Source organism: Streptomyces similanensis (assembly GCF_039543625.1).
GTDB lineage: Bacteria > Actinomycetota > Actinomycetes > Streptomycetales > Streptomycetaceae > Streptomyces > Streptomyces similanensis.
Map to the genome: position 1 here is coordinate 183,114 of NZ_BAABKC010000019.1, position 17,571 is coordinate 200,684.

Below are 17,571 nucleotides of genomic sequence, written 5' to 3' on the forward strand. Positions count from 1 at the left end.
GCAACGCGCCGTAGTGACATGTCGACATCCGATTCATGAAACGGCCCTGGCGGAAAGGGGTCTGACGATCAGTCGGACCGTTCTTGTCGGGATCTGTCCTGGTGAGCGAATCGCCCGTGCGGGTTACGCCTCGATCCTGTTTGCGGATCGCAGTCGCTGGAAGCTACGTGCCAGTAGCCGGGAGACGTGCATCTGGGAGACGCCGAGTTCCGCGCTGATCTGGGACTGGGTCAGATTGCTGTAGTAACGCAGCAGCAGGATCCGCTGTTCGCGTTCGGGGAGCTGGACCAGGAGGTGGCGGACCAGGTCGCGGTGCTCGACGCCGTCGAGGGCGGGGTCCTCGTAGCCGAGCCGGTCCAGCAGCCCGGGGAGCCCGTCGCCCTCCTGCGCGGCCTCCAGGGAGGTCGCGTGGTACGACCGCCCCGCCTCGATGCAGGAGAGCACCTCCTCCTCGGTGATGCGCAGCCGCTCGGCGATCTCGGCGGTGGTGGGGGAGCGGCCGAAGGCGGTCGTCAGGTCCTCGGTGGCGCTGTTGACCTGCACCCACAGCTCGTGCAGCCGGCGCGGCACGTGCACGGTGCGGACGTTGTCGCGGAAGTAGCGCTTGATCTCGCCGACGACGGTCGGCATCGCGAAGGTCGGGAACTGCACGCCCCGGTCGGGGTCGAAGCGGTCGATGGCGTTGATCAGGCCGATGGTGCCGACCTGGACGACGTCCTCCATCGGCTCGTTGCGGGAGCGGAAGCGGCCGGCGGCGTAGCGCACCAGGGGGAGGTTGGCCTCGATGAGCGCCCCGCGCACGCGGGCGTGCTCGGAGGTGCCCGGCTCCAGGTCCTTGAGCTGGGCGAAGAGCACCTGGGTGAGGGCCCGGGTGTCGGCGCCGCGCCGCTTCTCCGGCGCCGGGGCGGCGACCGGCGCCCCGGCGGGCCCGGGGGGTGCGGCCTCGGCGGGAGCCTCTTCCTGGGGCGGCGCAGTACTGGCCGACACGGTCAACGCCACCTCTTCATCGATCAACTCATCCGTCAAAAGCGGTCATAGCATCACAAGACAGGTGCAGAGTGTTCAAGCACCGCATATGCACGTGTTGAAGGACGAAAAGATCGTGCGGCATGGCGAAGCCCCGCACCTGGCCGGGGCGCCTGAGGGCATCCTCTCCGGTGCGGGGCCGACCGCGCGCTCGCGCGGCCGTACGGTTCAGAAGTCGTAGTCCGCGATCACCCAGGTGGCGAACTCGCGCCACTGGGCCACGCCGGCCTGGTGGGCCGGGTGCTCCAGGTACCGCTTGAGCGCGTCCGCGTCCTCGACGGCCGAGTTGATCGCGAAGTCGTAGGCGATGGGGCGGTCGCTGGTGTTCCAGCCGCACTCCCAGAAGCGCAGCTCGTCGATCTGGCCGCCGAGGGCGCGGAAGGCCTCGACGCCGGCCGCGACGCGGGGTTCGTCGCGCTCGACGCCCTCGTCGAGCTTGAAGAGGACCAGGTGGCGAATCATCACTTACCTCCGTTGGCGGCCCAGGTCATGAAGTCGCCGATGGCCCCGGCCGCGTCCGATATGCCCTGGAACCCTATCTGGACGTAGTCCGCGGCCTTGGCCGGGTCCGTGATGATCACGTAGAGCGCGAAGACCACGAGTGCATAGACGACGATCTTCTTGGCGTTCACCGCCATCGCGGCCTCCCCCTGTCGCTGGTTGCCCTGTCCGGCGGCCCCGTCGTCGCCGGCTGCGGGCCGAGCGCTGTCGATGATCGCAGATGATCGCACGAAGGGCCCCGTCCGATCGGACGGGGCCCTTCAAGAGCGGTAGCGGAGGGATTTGAACCCTCGGTGACTTGCGCCACACTCGCTTTCGAGGCGAGCTCCTTCGGCCGCTCGGACACGCTACCGAGGGAGACCTTACAGCACGGTGGGCCGTGGTCAGAAATCCATTCCGGCGGCCGGTCTCAGCGAGCACTCGGCGAGCCCTCAGCGTCCGCTCGGCATCCGCTCGGCGCCGTTCGGCGTCCGTTCGGCGAGCCCTGAGAGGGCCTTCAGCGGTCCCGGAAGAAGTCGGTGAGCAGGCCGGCGCACTCCTCGGCGCGCACGCCCTCGATCACCTCGGGCCGGTGGTTGAGCCGGCGGTCGCGCACGACGTCCCAGAGCGAGCCGGCGGCGCCCGCCTTCTCGTCGCGGGCGCCGTAGACCACCCGGTCGAGGCGGGACAGCACGATGGCGCCCGCGCACATCGTGCACGGCTCCAGCGTGACGACCAGCGTGCAGCCGGACAGCCGCCACTGGCCGGCCCGCGCGGCGGCCCGCCGGATCGCCAGGACCTCGGCGTGGGCCGTCGGGTCGCCGGTGGCCTCGCGCTCGTTGTGCCCGGCCCCGAGCACGGCGCCGTCGGCCGAGAGCACGACGGCGCCGACGGGGACGTCCCCGCCCGCGACGGCCCGCCCGGCCTCGTCCAGGGCGCGCAGCATGGCCGCCCGCCAGGGGTCGCGTACGGGGTCCGGCCGACGGCCCCGTACGGCTCCCGGGTCGTGCTCCTCGGGCGGGTGCGGTGGGTGCGGGGTCAGCGGACGGTCTCCAGGACCTCCGAGGCGCCCAGGGACTCGGCGATCGCGTTCAGCGCGTCGTCCGCGTCCAGGGCGCGCAGCTCCTTCTCGGTGACGCCCAGGTCGTCGAGGATCCGGCCGTCGCCCAGCGGACTGTGCGTGATGGTGTCGGCCGAACCGGCCTCCTCCTCGTCGTCCTCGGCGGACGAGGGCTCGCCGTCCTCCGTGCCGTCGAGGTCGAGGGCGTCCAGGTCGGGGCCGTCGTCACCGGGCTCCCGGCCGAGCAGTTCGTCGGTGAGCAGGATCTCGCCGTACGAGCTGCGGGCCGCGGCCGCGGCGTCCGAGACGTAGATACGAGGGTCGTCCTCGCCGTCCACGCGTACGACGCCGAACCACGCGTCCTCCTGCTCGATGAGGACGAGCACGGTGTCGTCCTCCGGTGAGGCCTCCCGGGCCAGGTCTGCCAGGTCGGACAGCGTCTCCACATCGTCGAGCTCTGTGTCGCTCGCTTCCCACCCGTCTTCGGTGCGCGCGAGCAGTGCGGCGAAGTACACCGTGACTCTCCCACTGGTCATAGGCGTGCCGGTTGGGGGTCCCCCCGGCGGAGGTACTGGGCGGGGAGAGCTGGCTCCGAGCCCCGCCCACTCGGAATCGTGGCAGAAACAAGGCCTTCAGGGGACGTCTTCGGCACCCTGTGTCCGGCTGTTTTGCCGTACGCCGGTGAAGGACTCACCAGCGCACTCATTGCCGCCACCTGCGGATCGTACGCGGCTTTGCCCGCCGCTCACGCACGACCGCCGCCCAACGCCCGTGCGGGTGTCGGCTTTTGCCCGCGTGGCGTCCGCGCGCGGCGCGCCGCGCCGCCGGGCGCGCACTGGGCCGGACGGGTCGGCGCCGCCGCCGGTGGGAGGAGGCGAACGCGCGGCGTGGTGCGGCGGGTCGGCGGCCTACCAGCGGAAGGTGCGCATCCGCATCGCGTGGCGCAGCCGGGCCGCCTTGGCGCGGCGCGGCTGGACCCGGTCGCGCAGCTCGCGCGCCTCGGCGAGATCGCGCAGGAACTGGGCCCGGCGCCGCCGCCGCTGGGTGTCGCTCTCCTCGACCCCGAGAGCCCGCAGGGCGGCCGCCTGAATTTGGTCGGCGGTCTGGGCGGGGTCTGCGGTCCGGGCCGCCGCGTCCGTGGTTCGGGCCGCGTCCGTGGTTCGGGCCGGGTCTGCGGTTCGGGCCGCGTCCGCGGGCCGGGCTGCGTCCGTGGTCTGGGCCGGGTCTACGGTCCGGGCTGAGTCCGCGATCCGGGCAGGGTCTGCCGTCCGGGCAGGGTCTGCGGCCCGGTCCCGGACGGCGTCCTGAGCACGGTCAGTGGTCCGGGCCGGGTATGCGGTCCGGTCTTGGTCGGCGTCCTGAGCGCGGTCAGCGGTTTGGGCGCGGCCGGTGTCGGTGGCCCGGGATCGGTCCGTGGCCCGGGGCCGGTCCGTGGCCCGGGGGCGGTCCGTGGCCCGGGACCGGGACGACATGGCCTGGGGCCGGGACGTGGCCTGGGATCGGCGCGCGTCCGGGGGCCGGTCCGCCGCTTGCGCGCGGTCCTGCGGTTGCCCGCGGTCCTGCGGTTGTGTGCGGTCCGGCGCCTGCCCGTGGTCCGGCAGTCGCCCCCGCTCCGACGCCTGCCCGCGCTCGGACGAGGCGCGCGTGCGGCCCGGCGTCCGCCGCGTCCGGCTCGTCGTCTGCGCGCGGCTCGACGCTCTCGTGCGGTTCGCGGTCCGTGCGGGATCCTCCGCGGTCCGTGTGAGGACCGCCGGGTCCGGTGTGTCCGCCGTCCCGAGCTGCGCGCGCGGCGACGGTTCCTTGCGGGAGTGCCGGTCAGGCATTGGTTCATCACCCCAGTCCGTCCCTCCCGCCTTCCCTCGGACAGCGCGTTTGATGCCACGGCGACGCGGAACGGCGCGGACCCGGCGACGGCGGGGGCGGGGCAGCGGCCGTACGGACCGCGCCGGCCCGGCGGTCCGCCCGGCGCCGGGACCAGGGGCGGCGGGGGGAGACGACGCCCGGTTACTGTTGGAACATGCGTCTCCATGTCGTCGACCACCCCCTGGTCGCTCACAAGCTCACCACGCTGCGCGACCGCCGCACCGACTCCGCCACCTTCCGCCGGCTCGCCGACGAGCTGGTCACCCTGCTCGCCTACGAGGCGACCCGGGACGTGCGGACCGAGCAGGTCGACATCTCCACCCCGGTCGCGCAGACCACCGGCGTCAAGCTGTCCCACCCGCGTCCGCTGGTGGTGCCGATCCTGCGGGCCGGACTCGGCATGCTGGACGGCATGGTGCGGTTGCTGCCGACCGCCGAGGTGGGCTTCCTGGGCATGATCCGCAACGAGGAGACGTTGCAGGCCTCGACGTACGCCACCCGGATGCCGGAGGACCTCTCCGGCCGTCAGGTCTACGTCCTCGACCCCATGCTCGCCACCGGCGGCACGCTGGTCGCGGCGATCCAGGAGCTGATCAAGCGCGGCGCCGACGACGTGACCGCCGTGGTGCTGCTGGCCGCCCCCGAGGGCGTCGCGGTCATGGAACGCGACCTGGCGGGCACCCCGGTCACGGTCGTGACGGCGTCCGTGGACGAACACCTGAACGAGCACGGCTACATCATCCCGGGCCTCGGAGACGCGGGCGACCGGATGTACGGCTCGGCGGAGTAACCAGACAGACTCGCCGGACCCGGGCCGGCCCACGCCGGTCAGTGCCGGCCCACGCCGGGCCGGTCACGCCGAGCCGGCCGTCAGCACCCCTTCTTCGGGGCGGCCGGCGCCGGCGCGGTCAGCGCGGCCATCGCCTTGTCCGCGGCCGGCTTCTGCGCGAGCTGGTGGAATCCGGTACCGATGATCAGATCGACGTCGGTCCCCTTGCGGGTGTCCGTACGCTTTTCCGCGCCCGGCAGCTGGGTCCCCAGCACGGGCAGCGAGGTGTTCAGGGCGGAGGCCGGTCCGAGCAGGACCCCCGCGCCCTTGACCTTCTTGTCGAACTCCTTGGGCGCGTTGCCCACCTGCCCGATGCGGTAGCCGCGCTTCTTCAGCTCGTCCGCGGTCTCCTTGGCCAGTCCGCCGCGGGGCGTGGCGTTAAGGATGTTGACGGTGATGGCGCCCGGCTTGGGCAGCGCCGGCGCCGTACTCGGCCGCGCGGGCGCCGACTTGACCGCCGCGTCGGTCGCGCAGTGCGTCTTGCCGCCGGCCGCCGCGGCCTTCTCGCCGCCGGTGAAGACGTCGATGAGCTGCAGGGTGCCCCAGCCGATCACACCGAGCGCGACGACGGAGGCGGCGGAAAGGGCCGCGAGCCTGCCGTGTCGCCGGGGCCTGCGCATCCGCGGGTACTTGTTGCCCGTGATCCGGTACTTCCCGCCCATGCCGGGGGGAGTGAGCATGCTCATGGGCGCAGCGTAGTGCGCCCGGGCAGTGTTTCCTACTGGATGATCATCGGATACGGCCCAGCAGAACCCGAAAGGTCCAAGCGGTCGCCCGACCGCCGCGCGCGGGGGCCCGGTTCGGTCCGGTCGGTCCGGTCAGTCCAGTTCGAGCACGCGCGCGTGCAGCACCTGACGCTGTTGCAGCGCCGCCCGCACCGCGCGGTGGAGGCCGTCCTCCAGGTACAGGTCGCCCTGCCACTTGACCACGTGGGCGAAGAGGTCGCCGTAGAAGGTCGAGTCCTCCGCGAGCAGGGTCTCGAGGTCGAGCTGCTGCTTGGTGGTCACGAGCTGATCGAGGCGGACCGGGCGCGGCGCGACGTCCGCCCACTGCCGGGTGCTTTCCCGGCCGTGGTCGGGGTACGGCCGGCCGTTTCCGATGCGCTTGAAGATCACACGGAAAGCCTACCGGCCAAGAGCTTCCGGGCGCAGCCCAGGCGCCGCAGTACGAGGCGGGAAAAGCAGTAACAAACCGGTGCGAACCGGAAACCTGACCGGAGGTCCGGGTGTCGCGAAGGTTATCCACAGGGTGTGGACGACCGTCACTTCCCCGCACCTTTGGCCGCCTTGGCCGCCTTGGCCGCCTTGGCCGCGGCCTTCATCTCCTGCTTGTGCGCCCGTACCTTGTCCAGGGACTCGGGCCCGCTGATGTCGGCGACGGACCGGAAGGACCCCGACTCGCCGTACGTCCCCGCCGCCTCCCGCCACCCCTCGGGCCGCACCCCGAGCTGCTTGCCGAGCAGCGCGAGGAAGATTTGCGCCTTCTGCCTGCCGAAGCCGGGCAGTTCCTCCAGTCGGCGCAGCAGCTCCGGCCCGCTGTTCACACCCCGCCACACGGCCTCGGGATCGCCGTCGTAGTGCTCGACGAGGTAGTGGCACAACTGCTGCACCCGCTTCGCCATCGAACCGGGATAGCGGTGCACGGCCGGCTTGTCGGACAGCAGCCGGCCGAACGTCTCCGGTTCGAACGCCGCGATCTCGCGGGCGTCCAGGTCCTCGGTGCCCATGCGCCGGGCGATCGTCGCCGGTCCCTTGAACGCCCACTCCATGGGGATCTGCTGGTCCAGCAGCATCCCGATCAGCGCGGCGAGCGGGCTGCGGCCGAGCAGCGCGTCGGCCTCCGGGTCCTGGGCGAGGTGCAGGGTGACGTCCATGCCCCGATGATCTCCCGCCGGACCGGCGAGCGCAGCCGGACGGCACGGCGGGACGCCGTCGCACGGCACGTCGGGATGTCGTCGTACGGCGCGGCGGATCTCGTGGTGCGCGCGGTGAGCGCTACGCCGTCCGGGCCCGTACGTATCCGTGAGCCGGCAAGTCCCGGGACGGAGAGGCGACGTGACCCGACGGCGGTGCGTAGGGCGCGAACAGCGCGAGGGACGGGCGGGGGACGGCGGTGCGCGCCGGCCGCTGCCTCGTCTGGCGCTGCTCGGCGCGGTACTGGTCCTCCTCCTGCTCGGCGCCGCGGGCCCCGCGTCGGCCCACGCCGCCCTGCGCTCCGGCGACCCCGCCGACGGCGCCGTCCTGAAGGCGGCCCCCCGCGCGGTCACCCTCACCTTCACCGAGTCCGTCGGCCTGCTCGACGACTCCTTCCGGCTGTTCGGACCCGACGGGCGCCGGGTGCGCACGGGCGAGCCCCGGCACGCGCCCGGCCGCCCCGACACGGCCCAGGTGGCCTTCCCCGCCGGGTCGGGCGAGGGCACCTTCACGGTGGCCTGGCGGATGGTGTCGGCGGACAGCCACCCGGTCTCCGGCGCCTTCACCTTCTCGGTCGGCCACCCCTCCCCCGCCCCCGCCGCGATCGACACCGGCCCGGCCGAGGACCCGCTCACCGGCAGCCTCTACGACCTCGCCCGGTACACCGCGTACGGCGCGGCCGCCCTGCTCATCGGCACGGTGGCCTTCGTCCTGCTGTGCCGCCCGCCGGACGCCGGCGCGCTGCGCGGACCGCTGGCGACGGGCTGGTGGCTGCTGCTGGCGGCCACGCTCGCGCTGTTCGTCCTGCGCGCGCCCTACGAGTCGGGCGCGGGCCCGTCCTCGGCCCTCACCCTCTCCGCCCTGTCCCGCACCCTGACCGGCCGTCCGGGCGCGGTCCTGCTGACCCGCCTGGCCCTGCTCGCCCCGACGGCCCTCTTCCTCGGACGACTCCTCCGACGCGGTCCGGAAGGGGAGGCGCGGTTCTTCGGGCGCGGTCCGGAAGGGGAGGCGCGGTTCTTCGGGCGCCGACCGGAAGGAGAGGCACGGCTCCTCGGGCGCGGGCCGGAACCGGACGTACCGGGGCAGGGGCGTACCGCCGTACGTACCGCCCCCGCTCCCGCCGCCCCCGCTCCCGCCGCCCCCGCTCCCGCCGTTGCCGTCCCCTCCCGCGTCACCCTCGCGACCGGCGCGGTCCTCGCCGTGGCCCTCGCCCTGACCTGGGCGGCCGCCGAGCACGCCTCGGCCGGCCTCCAGGTCCCCGCGGCGATGACCTCCTCGGTGCTGCACCTGCTGGCGATGGCCGTCTGGCTGGGCGGCCTTGCCGCACTCCTCACCACCCTGCGCCGCACGACACCCGCCACGTCCCCCACGCCCGCCGACCCCGCCACGCCCGCCGACCCCGCCGCCACCACCCCCGTCGCCGTCGGCAGCGCGGTGGGGCCGACGGCGACAGCGGCGACGGCGGCGACGGCGGCCCGGTTCTCCCGGCTCGCCTTCCTGGCCGTCACCGTCCTCGTGGTCACCGGGGTGTACCAGTCCTGGCGCGGCCTCGGCTCCTGGTCCGCGCTCACCGGGACGGCGTACGGCCGGCTGCTGCTGGTCAAACTGGTCGCCGTGGCGCTGCTGCTGGCCGTGGCGAGCCGGTCGCGGCACTGGACGGCCCGGCTGGGGACGGCGGCCGCCGGTCTGCGCGCGCTTCGCCGCACGGTCCTGGCCGAAGTCGGCGTAGGCGTCGTGGTGCTGACCCTCTCCACGGTGCTGAGCGGCACCCTGCCGGGCCGTGCCGCGGCCGAGGCGGGAGCAGCCGCACCCACCACGGCCGGGGTGCCGGGCGCCTCCGTCACGGAGATCCCGTTCGACACCGGCTCCCCCGGCGGCCGGGGCACGGTGCAGATCACCCTGGAGCCGGGCCGGGTCGGCCAGAACGCCGTGGAGGCCGTGGTGTTCGGCCCCGACGGCGGCTTGGCCGCCGTCCCCGAACTCCGGCTCGCCCTCTCCCTGCCCGACCGGGACCTCGGCCCGATCGACGCCCGGCTCACCGACCGGGGCGGCTACTGGGGCACCGACTCGCTGAACCTGCCGTTCCCCGGCGGCTGGACGGCGAAGGCGACGGTCCGGGTGTCGGAGCTGGACCAGGCGAGCGGATCGAGGACGGTGCGGATCACACCGTGAGCGCGAGTGATCAGAGCAGCCCGAGTGATCAGAACAAGGAGAGGGCGGGGGAGGGAGCGGGGGCGCCGTCGCCGTCGAGCAGTGCGCGCATCCGCTCGGCGGCGTGTACCGCCGCGGCGCCGCAGCAGTTGTTGAACAGCACGTGCGTCCGCTCCACCCGCCGGGCGAGCGCCCGCAGCCGAGGCACCCACTCCGCCAGTTCCTCGTCGGCGTAGTCGTGGCGGAACCGGTCCTCCTTGCTCCCGGCGCCCCAGGAGGGGTTGCGCCCGTGGAAGCGGACCACGGAGAGCCGGGGTGAGGCGACCGGCGTGACGGGCGGGACCGAGGCGGGCAGGCCCTGCGCCATGTCGACGGCGACGGCGGCGAAGTCGTGGCGGCGCAGCAGGTCGGCGGTCGCGTCGGCCTGCTCCTCCCGCCACCAGGCGGGATGGCGGAACTCCACGGAGACGGGCCACTTGGCGGTCCGCCCGGCGCACTCGGCGAGGAACGCCTCGGCCCGCGGGCCCGGCCGGAACCACGGCGGGAACTGGAACAGCACACTGCCCAGCCGGCCCGCGCGCCGCAACGGCCCGATGCCCTCAGCGAACCGTTCCCACACCGCGTCCAGCACCGTCGGGTCCCTGGGGTCGCGCACCGCACCGGGACCCTCTCGCAGGTCCGGCGGCAGCGCGGCGTCCCGTGTCGGGTGCCCGGTGAGCAGCGAGAACGCCTTCACGTCGAAGACGAATCCGTCGGGCGTGCGTTCGGCCCACAGCCGGCTGTTGCGCTCGCCGGGGAGAGCGTAGTAGGTCGAGTCGACCTCCACGACCGGCAGCCGGGCGGCGTAGTGCCGCAGCCGCCCCTCCGCGCCACGGGAGCCGACCGGGTACCACCCGCTGCGCACCAGCATCGGGTCCGTCCACGAACACGCGCCGACCAGGATCTCGCCCATGGAGCAGCGGTTACCCCGAACGGCGCAGCGAGCACGGCGGTCCGGACGCGCGGTGCGCGCGGCGGCCCGGGCGGTAGATGCGATGGAAGGCAAATCCGCAGGTTGGCCCACCCGAGGGGCCTGCCGACCGGCTCCGTGCCCTTTCCGTAACCTCATATATCCCGTTGCGTTATGCCGGTGTCCGTGTCCCTTTCGCCGGCTGGACGGACGAAACATCCGATCGCATATTTAGGTCTCATCAGGGAATTCCTTCACCCGTTTGCCGCGCATCCGGGAAAGTCGGGTGGCGTTAGTTCGGATATGAAGAAGGCAACCGGGGAAGGGTACTTGGGGCTGCTCGCAGGTCGTGAGCGGCAGAACCCGAGTGCCGGGGTGACCGAGCCGCTGCTGCGGGACTTCCTGGACGCGATGAGCGCCCTGGAAGCCGACCTCGCCCGGCGTTGGCTCGGCCCGGCGGCCCGGCGGCCCGCCTTCTCGCGTCCCGCATAGCCCGGGCCGCGTCATGTATGACGAACGCATCGACGGACGTCCGGACGGACGCTCCGACGGCCGTTTCGACGGTCGATTCGATGGACGCCCGGGATATTCCACCGATTATCCTTACGTCTATCCCGCCTCGAATCCGTATCTGAATCCCTATCTGGACGGATCCGACGAGGAGTCCACGCCCGGAACGGGCCGGCACCGGGCGCCGACCCAGTACTTCTCGGGTCCCCTGATCCCACCGGACTCGGCCTGGGACCCCGCCGAGGAACTGGCCTTCATGCTCCAGGACGCCCTGGCGCACCAGCAGTGGCCGACCGCGACGGACCCCAGGGACGGCCTCTACCAGCCCCCGCAGCCCCAGCAGGACGCGCAGTTCCTGGAGACGGACCAGAGCGCGCAGGCCGTTTTGAACGTCCAGGACGCCTGGACCGTGCCACCGGACACGCCCCCGGACCTGACGGCGCCCGCACCGGCCCCACCGGAGGCGGCGCCGGCACCGGACCCCGCGCTCGACGCACCGGAGCCGGAGCCGAGGCCGGACCCGACGCCTGGACCGGCCCCGGAACCCCCCGACGCCCGGGAATCCACTCCCACCCCGACCGACTCGCCCCCCGCCGGCCTCCAGGCGATCACGGACGCGCTGCCCCCGCTGCGGGACACGTACCGGGGCCACCGCAGGATCCGCGAGCGCAAGCGCCCGGACGTGATCCGCACTGCCAGCCGGGTCCTGGCCGCCGCGGCCGCGGTGACCGCCTCCTCGGTGAGCTTCTTCGGCGGCATGGTCGCCTACGAGCCGCTGCGCGTCGTCGCGGTGACCCGCATGCACGACGGCATCGCCTCCTGGTGGCCGCTGCTGGTGTACGGCCCCTGGCTGGTGGCGTCGCTGTCCGTCCTGCGCGCCGCGCTGCACCGGCGCCGGGCGCTGCACTCCTGGTGCGTGGTGCTGCTCTTCTCGTCCATCGCGACGCTTCTGTGCGTGATCCAGGCGCCGAGGACGATCGTCGACATGTCGGCGGCCACCCTGCCCGGCCTGGCCTCCCTGGCCTGCTTCCAGCAACTCGTACGCCAGATCACCCTGACCCGCCCACCCCGCCGCAGAGCCCCACGCCACCGCGTACGCCGCACCCCACAACCGGAGACGACGCCGACGTCGAAGCCGGCGAAAGCGACGGCGAAGCCTTCCGGCGCCTGACGTGAATCCGACGGACCGGTCCTCCTCGGCGAGGCCCTGAAACGACATCGGCCCCGACCGGCGAACCGGTCGGGGCCGCCGCAACCGAGACCAAGCACGACGAAGGGCCCCACCGCGAACGGTGGGGCCCTTCGACATCGTGCCCGGTGAGGCACTGGCAGAGCGTTCTGACCTGCGGTGCGGCTGTGGCGGATGGGGCTCCTGAACGGTGCTGTACGGAGGTGAACGCAACCAGAACTGCAACCGTCGCCGGCCTATTTGCCGCTCTCCGGGCCGTACCACTGGAGAGCCTGGCCGGTCACTGCCGCGATGCAGGCGAAGTCGTGGTCGCGGTGTAGGAGGGTGAGCCCGTGCAGCTCGGCCGTCGCGGCGACGACGAGATCCACCGCACCCGCACTGCGATGCTTTCCCTGTTTGGTGAGTGCTTCCTGGACCTGCCAGGCGCGGTCGTAGGCGCGGTCGTCGACGGGAACCCAACCGAAGATCAGGCGCATGTCCTCGATGCCGCGCGCCCTGTCGGCGGCCGACCGGGCGCTGTAGAAGAACTCAAGCTCGCTGATCGGGCAGGTGGCGATGAGTCCGGCGGCTGCCGCCTGGTCCCAGCCGTACTGCTCCGCGTCCTCGCGCATGAACCGAGCGAGTGCGCTGGTGTCGATCAGGAACTGGGCCGCGTTCACCGCCGGTAGTTCCCCTTGTTCTCGAACAGCTCCAGATCGAATGCGCCGTCCCCGGCCGCGGCCCGCAGCCGGGCGAGAGCCAGGGCGCGACGTCGACTCTCCAGCACCTCGCGAAGAGCGGTGTTGACCGTCTCCTTCTTGGTGCTCGTCCCGAGGGCCTTGGCCACGTCTGCGACCAGGTCGTCGTCCAGGTCGATAACCGTCCTACTCACGAGTACCTCCCTGATATCAAATGTGGGTCTAAGTATATCTCGCGAGGTGCCTGCAAGGCGTGCACCCGGGCACCCGGCCTTGGCCGCCGAGTCCTACGCGGGCATCACGCCATGGATGCGGGAGAGAGTGAAGACGCGTTCCGCCTCGCGCAGGTGGCACCAGGCGTCGAGGTAGGGCGGGTCGAGCTCCAGGTCACTGAGAGTGCGTACGGTGCGGTTGCCCGAGGTGGCGATGTACTCGACCGTGATGGCCGCACCGGTGTCGATGGCATGGGCGACCTGGCGGACGTCGCTGTACGACAGGTGCTTCGCGTATCCGGCGACGATCTCCTCGGTGTCCGTGGCGAAAGGCACCCCGCTGCCGAACGGGTCGGGTTCTGGTGCGGTTGGCGGGGCCTTGAGCAGCCGGTCCGCCAGGACGTCCATCCCGGCGTCGGCGGGCATGTCCGCGGCGTGGGCTGCGGTGGTCCGGGGGCCGCGCCGCCCGGCGTTCCTTCGCGGGGGCGGGACGGCAGCGGCGGCCCTCTGTGGCAAACGCTTTTCGATGTGGACCGTTCCCCCGGCGGTCTCGGCGACCGGGGCGTAGCCCGCGGCACGGAGCGCGGCGAGAGTCGTCGCGGGTGGGCTGCCGCTGACCAGGACCGTCGGGGCGAGCTGCCGCAGGGCGAGCTTGGACAGTGCGCGGTGGACGACGAGTTCGGCCAGGAGCGCGGGTTCGTCGCCGTGGATGACACAGCCCGCGGGGGCGATGCGCACCCGTCCGTGACCTCGTGCGGTGTCGGCGATGAGATAGGTCAGCGGCTGTGGCAGGCCGGTGGCGCAGCCGGCTGCCAGGTCGGCTGTGATGTCGTCCGGGGTGCGGCCGGCGTCCAGGGCCCGGCGGATGCTGCCGGCACTGAAGCGCCATACCGACGCCGTGCCACTGGTCTCCCGGTCGGCCAGCGAATCCAGCAGCGCTGCGAGTCGCGCGGACGGGGTGCCGGTGACGATGGCGGTGAGGTCGGCGCCGATCCGGGCCGTCGTGGTCGCGGGGGGCAGCAGCCGCCGGGCCGTGGTGTCGAGCTCTTCGTCGGCGTGGGCCGCCAGGTGGGTACCGAGCGGGGACAGCGCACCCCGTGCCAGCACGCCCAGCAGTTCGCCTTCGCGGATCACGGTGCTGAACGGTGCCGTGTCCTGGGGCGAGGCGTCGTCGGCGAGCGGACGGTGCCAGGCCACGAGCGGCCCCAGCTCCGAGGCGACCTTCACACCTTGTCCTGCCGGGAGCCCCGCTGCCGCGGTGAGCAGCCCGTGGCGAGCCTGCAGACAGCCGCCGCAGTCAGGCGCACCGGCGAGCGCGGGCAGCGCCTTGTCGTCTTCGTCGCGCGCTCGGGTGGGGGTGAGCGGCAGGTCCCGCCATGCCCGGAGCAGGACGGCGAGTTGTTCTGCGGGCTCCTGCTCGGCCCAGGCGTCGTACGCCTCGGTGGGAGGTACGCGATCGCCGTCGCGAGCCAGCAGCCCGGCGGCGTAAGCGGTCTCCAGGGCGATGCGTACGACGGCGTCGTCCGCTTGGGCGGCCTTGCCGAGCCGGGCCAGTTCACGCGCGCCGATCCCGCCCGACTTCAGCCGGGTCGGTGGAGCGGTCGCGCACACCGAGAGGACGGAGGCGGCATGGGCCGCGAACGCGGTGGCGGCCACCGCGGCCTCCCGCTCCACCTCCGAAGAGGTGACGGGCACCAACTGTGTGACGGGCGGCAGAGGATCGAACGGAGCGTGCCAATCGGCGCCCCGCACGGCCAAAGCCACCTCGACCGGCATCCGGACCGGCCCGTACCGGTGATGGTCCTGGAGCAGAAGCCCACGGTCGAGTGCCCACCGGGCGCCTGGTTGGAGATCGGGGTCAGGGGCCCCGAACCCGACGAACAGCGACCGACGCGGCGTGGACCTGGCGTTCTGCTCAAGCAACTTCCGTGTGGCCGCCGGTGCCCCCGCCACCAACGCGGCGACCCGCTCCGCGTCACTGTGGTGCTCCACCAGAGCCGCGAGTCGCTGCTGTTTGGTGCCGGGTGGCTTGACACTCAGGGCCACCAGCATGCCGCGCAGCTCCTCCGAGGTGGTGCCGGCCAGCAGCTCCTCCAGCGGGGCGTCAAGCCCCAGAGGCGTGCTCCACGCCTGCCGCAAGGGCGCAGGCATGCGGAGTGCCCCGGTGCCGTCGTGCCACACGAGCGCCCTATCCGACAGCGCCTCCAGGATCGTGTCCAGCGCGGGTACCCCCGCAGGGGACGTCGCGCCGAGTAACTCCGCCAGGCTGTCCCGGGTCGCTCGGGCTCCCAGGGCGGCCAGCGCCTCGGCGGCCTGCAAGCACGGCAGCGTGAGTTGCGGCAGGACGAGTGCCACGGACCCCGGACGTTGAAGACGGTCCGCCAGCTCCCCCACCGAGCGTGGTTCCGGAGAGCAGGCTGCGTCCTTCCGCACGGTGAGTACGCGTGCCAGGCGGGAACCGTCGAGTTCGCTCAACCAGGTCGCAAGCGTCGATCGGGACTTCATCAGGGTGCACCTCGACAGGCAGGGAACGTCGCAGGCGGGCCGAAGCCGCTTCGGGGACGAGGCCAAGGATGGCGCAGTTCCATGATCCGCGGATGCCGTACGAAGACAGAGTCCGGAGCGCTTCCCCGCCGCGGGCCCAGCCCGACGAGACGAGCCGTCGGCAGTAGAAGATCTGGCTACCGCTCACCGAGATGCCCTTAATAGGGGTATGTGCATGCAACTAAAACTGCGACCAGCACACGTCGAAGGGCCCCCTGTTTCCAGGGGGCCCTTCGACATCGTGCCCGGTGAGGCACTGGCGGAGGATACGAGATTCGAACTCGTGAGGGGTTGCCCCCAACACGCTTTCCAAGCGTGCGCCCTAGGCCTCTAGGCGAATCCTCCGCTGGAGACATTACATGACCGAGAGGAGTGCTCGCGAACTCGTTCCCGGCCCTCGGCATCAGGTAGGCTTCTCGCAGCCCCTCACGCGGCGCTATCTGACTGAACTCCCCCAGGGCCGGAAGGCAGCAAGGGTAGGTCGGCTCTGGCGGGTGCGTGGGGGGCGCTTGCGTTTCCGGGGGCGGCGGTCGTGGTCCGGTGTTCTGAGCCGGTCGCGGTCCGTGTTCCGGGGGCGGTGTTCGCGGGGGCGTTCCGCCGTCCCGCGGGGTGGGCGTCGCGCTGCCGTCCCGCTGTCCCGTCCGGTTGTCGGCGGTCGCCTATAACCTCGTATGCGTGTCGTCTCTCGCGCTGTACCGCCGCTACCGCCCCGAGTCCTTTGCCGAGGTCATCGGGCAGGAGCATGTCACCGACCCGCTGCAGCAGGCGCTGCGGAACAACCGGGTCAATCACGCGTACCTGTTCAGCGGTCCGCGCGGATGCGGCAAGACGACCAGCGCGCGCATCCTCGCCCGCTGCCTGAACTGCGAGGAGGGCCCGACGCCCACGCCCTGCGGCGTGTGCCAGTCCTGCCAGGACCTCGCGCGCAACGGACCCGGCTCCATCGACGTCATCGAGATCGACGCCGCGTCGCACGGTGGCGTGGACGACGCCCGTGACCTGCGGGAGAAGGCCTTCTTCGGGCCCGCCGGCAGCCGGTACAAGATTTACATCATCGACGAGGCCCACATGGTCACGTCGGCCGGCTTCAACGCGCTGCTCAAGGTCGTCGAGGAGCCGCCGGAGCACCTCAAGTTCATCTTCGCGACCACCGAGCCCGAGAAGGTCATCGGCACGATCAGGTCGCGCACCCACCACTACCCCTTCCGGCTCGTCCCGCCGGGCACCCTGCGGGACTACCTCGGCGAGGTGTGCCAGAAGGAGGACATCCCCGTCGCGGAGGGCGTGCTCCCGCTGGTGGTGCGGGCCGGCGCCGGTTCCGTGCGTGACTCCATGTCCGTCATGGACCAGCTGCTCGCCGGAGCCGCGGCGGAGGGTGTGACCTACGCCATGGCCACCTCGCTCCTCGGCTACACCGACGGTTCGCTGCTCGACTCCGTCGTCGAATCCTTCTCCTCCGGGAACGGCTCGGGCGCCTTCGAGATCGTCGACCACGTCATCGAAGGCGGCAACGATCCCCGCCGCTTCGTCGCCGACCTGCTGGAGCGGCTGCGCGACCTGGTGATCCTCGCCGCCGTGCCCGACGCGGCCGAGAAGGGCCTCATCGACGCGCCCGCCGACGTGATCGAGCGCATGCAGGCCCAGGCCCGGTCCTTCGGCGCCGCCGAGCTGAGCCGCGCCGCGGACATCGTCAACGAGGGACTGACCGAGATGCGCGGCGCCACCTCGCCCCGCCTCCAGCTCGAACTGATCTGCGCCCGCGTGCTGCTGCCCACCGCCTACGGCGACGAGCGGTCCGTGATGGCTCGCCTCGACCGCCTGGAGCGGGGTGTGAGCTTCAGTACGGGGGCGGGCGCGCCCGCGATGGGGTACGTACCCGGGGCCGAAGCCCACGGCGGTGCCCCTGGCACCCCTGGTGTCCCTGCCGGTGCTGGTGTCGGTGTCGGGGGCGGTGGCGGTGCGCCTGTCGTGCCTGGTGGGGGTGCTGCGGCGGCGCGGGCGGCCGTACGGGGGCCGGGTGCTCCCGTGAGTACGCCTGTGGCGGCCTCCGAGGGGCCCGCCGACGGCCCCGCGGCCGCCGCCCCGGCTGCCGCCGACCGCTTCCAGGAGACGCCCGCGCCCGCGTCGGCGCCTCCGGCCGCGCCGGCTCCTCCCGTCGCTCCGGCCGC

General features: G+C 72.6%; 18 protein-coding genes, 2 tRNA genes and 1 other RNA gene. 6 read left to right on the top strand and 15 right to left on the bottom strand.

The genetic code is table 11. From position 1 onward, the window contains the following. Positions 1-123: 123 nt before the first annotated feature. The 7 genes from ABEB07_RS07835 to ABEB07_RS07865 all read right to left on the bottom strand — a co-directional run bounded on the left by ABEB07_RS07835 (position 124) and on the right by ABEB07_RS07865 (position 3,657). The gene (locus ABEB07_RS07835) at positions 124-993 is read right to left on the bottom strand and encodes an RNA polymerase sigma factor SigF (RefSeq protein WP_345667591.1); all 870 of its coding nucleotides are present in this window, start codon (positions 991-993) and stop codon (positions 124-126) included. 201 nt (positions 994-1,194) lie between these two features. Next, entirely contained in the window at positions 1,195-1,488 is a 294-nt protein-coding gene (locus ABEB07_RS07840; RefSeq protein ID WP_164584654.1) for a Dabb family protein, read from the bottom strand. Continuing rightward, on the bottom strand, positions 1,488-1,757 hold the full coding sequence (locus ABEB07_RS07845; RefSeq protein WP_176146515.1) for a hypothetical protein: 270 nt from the start codon (positions 1,755-1,757) through the stop codon (positions 1,488-1,490). The genes ABEB07_RS07840 and ABEB07_RS07845 overlap by 1 nt, the downstream gene beginning before the upstream one ends. Positions 1,758-1,794: 37 nt before the next feature. After that, positions 1,795-1,879: transfer RNA gene (locus tag ABEB07_RS07850), tRNA-Ser, on the bottom strand. A gap of 144 nt (positions 1,880-2,023) precedes the next feature. Then, positions 2,024-2,452, bottom strand: a complete 429-nt coding sequence (gene tadA / locus ABEB07_RS07855) for a tRNA adenosine(34) deaminase TadA (RefSeq protein ID WP_345667574.1) — start codon at positions 2,450-2,452, stop codon at positions 2,024-2,026. Positions 2,453-2,544: 92 nt separating this feature from the next. Beyond that, complete coding sequence (locus ABEB07_RS07860) at positions 2,545-3,081, bottom strand: tRNA adenosine deaminase-associated protein (protein WP_176152021.1); 537 nt, start codon at positions 3,079-3,081, stop codon at positions 2,545-2,547. A gap of 393 nt (positions 3,082-3,474) precedes the next feature. Continuing rightward, positions 3,475-3,657, bottom strand: a complete 183-nt coding sequence (locus ABEB07_RS07865; RefSeq protein WP_164582859.1) for a hypothetical protein — start codon at positions 3,655-3,657, stop codon at positions 3,475-3,477. Positions 3,658-4,583: 926 nt separating this feature from the next. On the opposite strand from ABEB07_RS07865, the gene upp reads away from it, so the two are divergent. Further along, on the top strand, positions 4,584-5,219 hold the full coding sequence (upp, locus tag ABEB07_RS07870; RefSeq protein ID WP_164581741.1) for a uracil phosphoribosyltransferase: 636 nt from the start codon (positions 4,584-4,586) through the stop codon (positions 5,217-5,219). An 80-nt stretch (positions 5,220-5,299) separates the two neighbouring features. Here upp and ABEB07_RS07875 read toward each other — a convergent pair whose 3' ends face one another. From ABEB07_RS07875 to ABEB07_RS07885, 3 genes are all read right to left on the bottom strand, one after another. Continuing rightward, the gene (locus ABEB07_RS07875; protein WP_345667592.1) at positions 5,300-5,920 is read right to left on the bottom strand and encodes a LytR C-terminal domain-containing protein; all 621 of its coding nucleotides are present in this window, start codon (positions 5,918-5,920) and stop codon (positions 5,300-5,302) included. 156 nt (positions 5,921-6,076) lie between these two features. Next, a complete protein-coding gene (locus tag ABEB07_RS07880) occupies positions 6,077-6,373 on the bottom strand; it encodes a type II toxin-antitoxin system VapB family antitoxin (protein ID WP_004943146.1) in 297 nt (98 codons plus the stop codon). 146 nt (positions 6,374-6,519) lie between these two features. Beyond that, entirely contained in the window at positions 6,520-7,131 is a 612-nt protein-coding gene (locus ABEB07_RS07885; protein ID WP_345667575.1) for an HhH-GPD-type base excision DNA repair protein, read from the bottom strand. A gap of 262 nt (positions 7,132-7,393) precedes the next feature. On the opposite strand from ABEB07_RS07885, the gene ABEB07_RS07890 reads away from it, so the two are divergent. Further along, positions 7,394-9,343, top strand: a complete 1,950-nt coding sequence (locus ABEB07_RS07890; RefSeq protein ID WP_425588971.1) for a copper resistance CopC/CopD family protein — start codon at positions 7,394-7,396, stop codon at positions 9,341-9,343. Positions 9,344-9,371: 28 nt separating this feature from the next. Here the strand turns inward: ABEB07_RS07890 and ABEB07_RS07895 are convergent, their stop codons facing one another. Beyond that, a complete protein-coding gene (locus ABEB07_RS07895) occupies positions 9,372-10,274 on the bottom strand; it encodes a DUF72 domain-containing protein (protein ID WP_345667576.1) in 903 nt (300 codons plus the stop codon). Between the two features lie 300 nt (positions 10,275-10,574). Between ABEB07_RS07895 and ABEB07_RS07900 the strand changes: the two genes are divergently transcribed. Continuing rightward, positions 10,575-10,763 (top strand): hypothetical protein, encoded by a 189-nt coding sequence (locus tag ABEB07_RS07900; RefSeq protein ID WP_164588969.1) that lies wholly within the window; start codon positions 10,575-10,577, stop codon positions 10,761-10,763. 274 nt (positions 10,764-11,037) lie between these two features. Next, complete coding sequence (locus tag ABEB07_RS07905) at positions 11,038-11,952, top strand: DUF2637 domain-containing protein (protein ID WP_425588972.1); 915 nt, start codon at positions 11,038-11,040, stop codon at positions 11,950-11,952. A gap of 254 nt (positions 11,953-12,206) precedes the next feature. Here the strand turns inward: ABEB07_RS07905 and ABEB07_RS07910 are convergent, their stop codons facing one another. From ABEB07_RS07910 to ABEB07_RS07925, 4 genes are all read right to left on the bottom strand, one after another. Next, the gene (locus ABEB07_RS07910) at positions 12,207-12,629 is read right to left on the bottom strand and encodes a PIN domain nuclease (RefSeq protein WP_345667578.1); all 423 of its coding nucleotides are present in this window, start codon (positions 12,627-12,629) and stop codon (positions 12,207-12,209) included. Further along, positions 12,626-12,841 carry a type II toxin-antitoxin system VapB family antitoxin gene (locus ABEB07_RS07915; protein WP_053752751.1) on the bottom strand — a complete coding sequence of 72 codons (216 nt, stop codon included), beginning with the start codon at positions 12,839-12,841 and terminating at the stop codon, positions 12,626-12,628. The genes ABEB07_RS07910 and ABEB07_RS07915 overlap by 4 nt, the downstream gene beginning before the upstream one ends. 93 nt (positions 12,842-12,934) lie before the next feature. Further along, positions 12,935-15,364, bottom strand: coding sequence for a helicase-associated domain-containing protein (locus ABEB07_RS07920; RefSeq protein WP_345667579.1), 2,430 nt, complete (start codon positions 15,362-15,364; stop codon positions 12,935-12,937). Between the two features lie 296 nt (positions 15,365-15,660). Next, a tRNA-Ser gene (locus ABEB07_RS07925) sits at positions 15,661-15,748 on the bottom strand. 72 nt (positions 15,749-15,820) lie between these two features. On the opposite strand from ABEB07_RS07925, the gene ffs reads away from it, so the two are divergent. Both ffs and ABEB07_RS07935 read left to right on the top strand, forming a co-directional pair. Further along, an RNA gene (gene ffs, locus ABEB07_RS07930) (signal recognition particle sRNA small type) lies at positions 15,821-15,919 on the top strand. 159 nt (positions 15,920-16,078) lie between these two features. Beyond that, positions 16,079-17,571 (top strand): DNA polymerase III subunit gamma and tau (locus tag ABEB07_RS07935; protein ID WP_345667580.1); only part of this gene is annotated, 1,493 nt, incomplete at its 3' end.

Bases quoted from the DNA above. Each gene is read 5' to 3' on its own strand.
- ABEB07_RS07900 (WP_164588969.1), top strand. From the start codon at position 10,575: ATGAAGAAGGCAACCGGGGAAGGGTACTTGGGGCTGCTCGCAGGTCGT.
- upp (WP_164581741.1), top strand. From the start codon at position 4,584: ATGCGTCTCCATGTCGTCGACCACCCCCTGGTCGCTCACAAGCTCACC.
- ABEB07_RS07905 (WP_425588972.1), top strand. From the start codon at position 11,038: ATGCTCCAGGACGCCCTGGCGCACCAGCAGTGGCCGACCGCGACGGAC.
- tadA (WP_345667574.1), bottom strand. From the start codon at position 2,452: ATGCTGCGCGCCCTGGACGAGGCCGGGCGGGCCGTCGCGGGCGGGGAC.
- ABEB07_RS07885 (WP_345667575.1), bottom strand. From the start codon at position 7,131: ATGGACGTCACCCTGCACCTCGCCCAGGACCCGGAGGCCGACGCGCTG.
- ABEB07_RS07920 (WP_345667579.1), bottom strand. From the start codon at position 15,364: ATGAAGTCCCGATCGACGCTTGCGACCTGGTTGAGCGAACTCGACGGT.
- ABEB07_RS07895 (WP_345667576.1), bottom strand. From the start codon at position 10,274: ATGGGCGAGATCCTGGTCGGCGCGTGTTCGTGGACGGACCCGATGCTG.
- ABEB07_RS07840 (WP_164584654.1), bottom strand. From the start codon at position 1,488: ATGATTCGCCACCTGGTCCTCTTCAAGCTCGACGAGGGCGTCGAGCGC.
- ABEB07_RS07875 (WP_345667592.1), bottom strand. From the start codon at position 5,920: ATGGGCGGGAAGTACCGGATCACGGGCAACAAGTACCCGCGGATGCGC.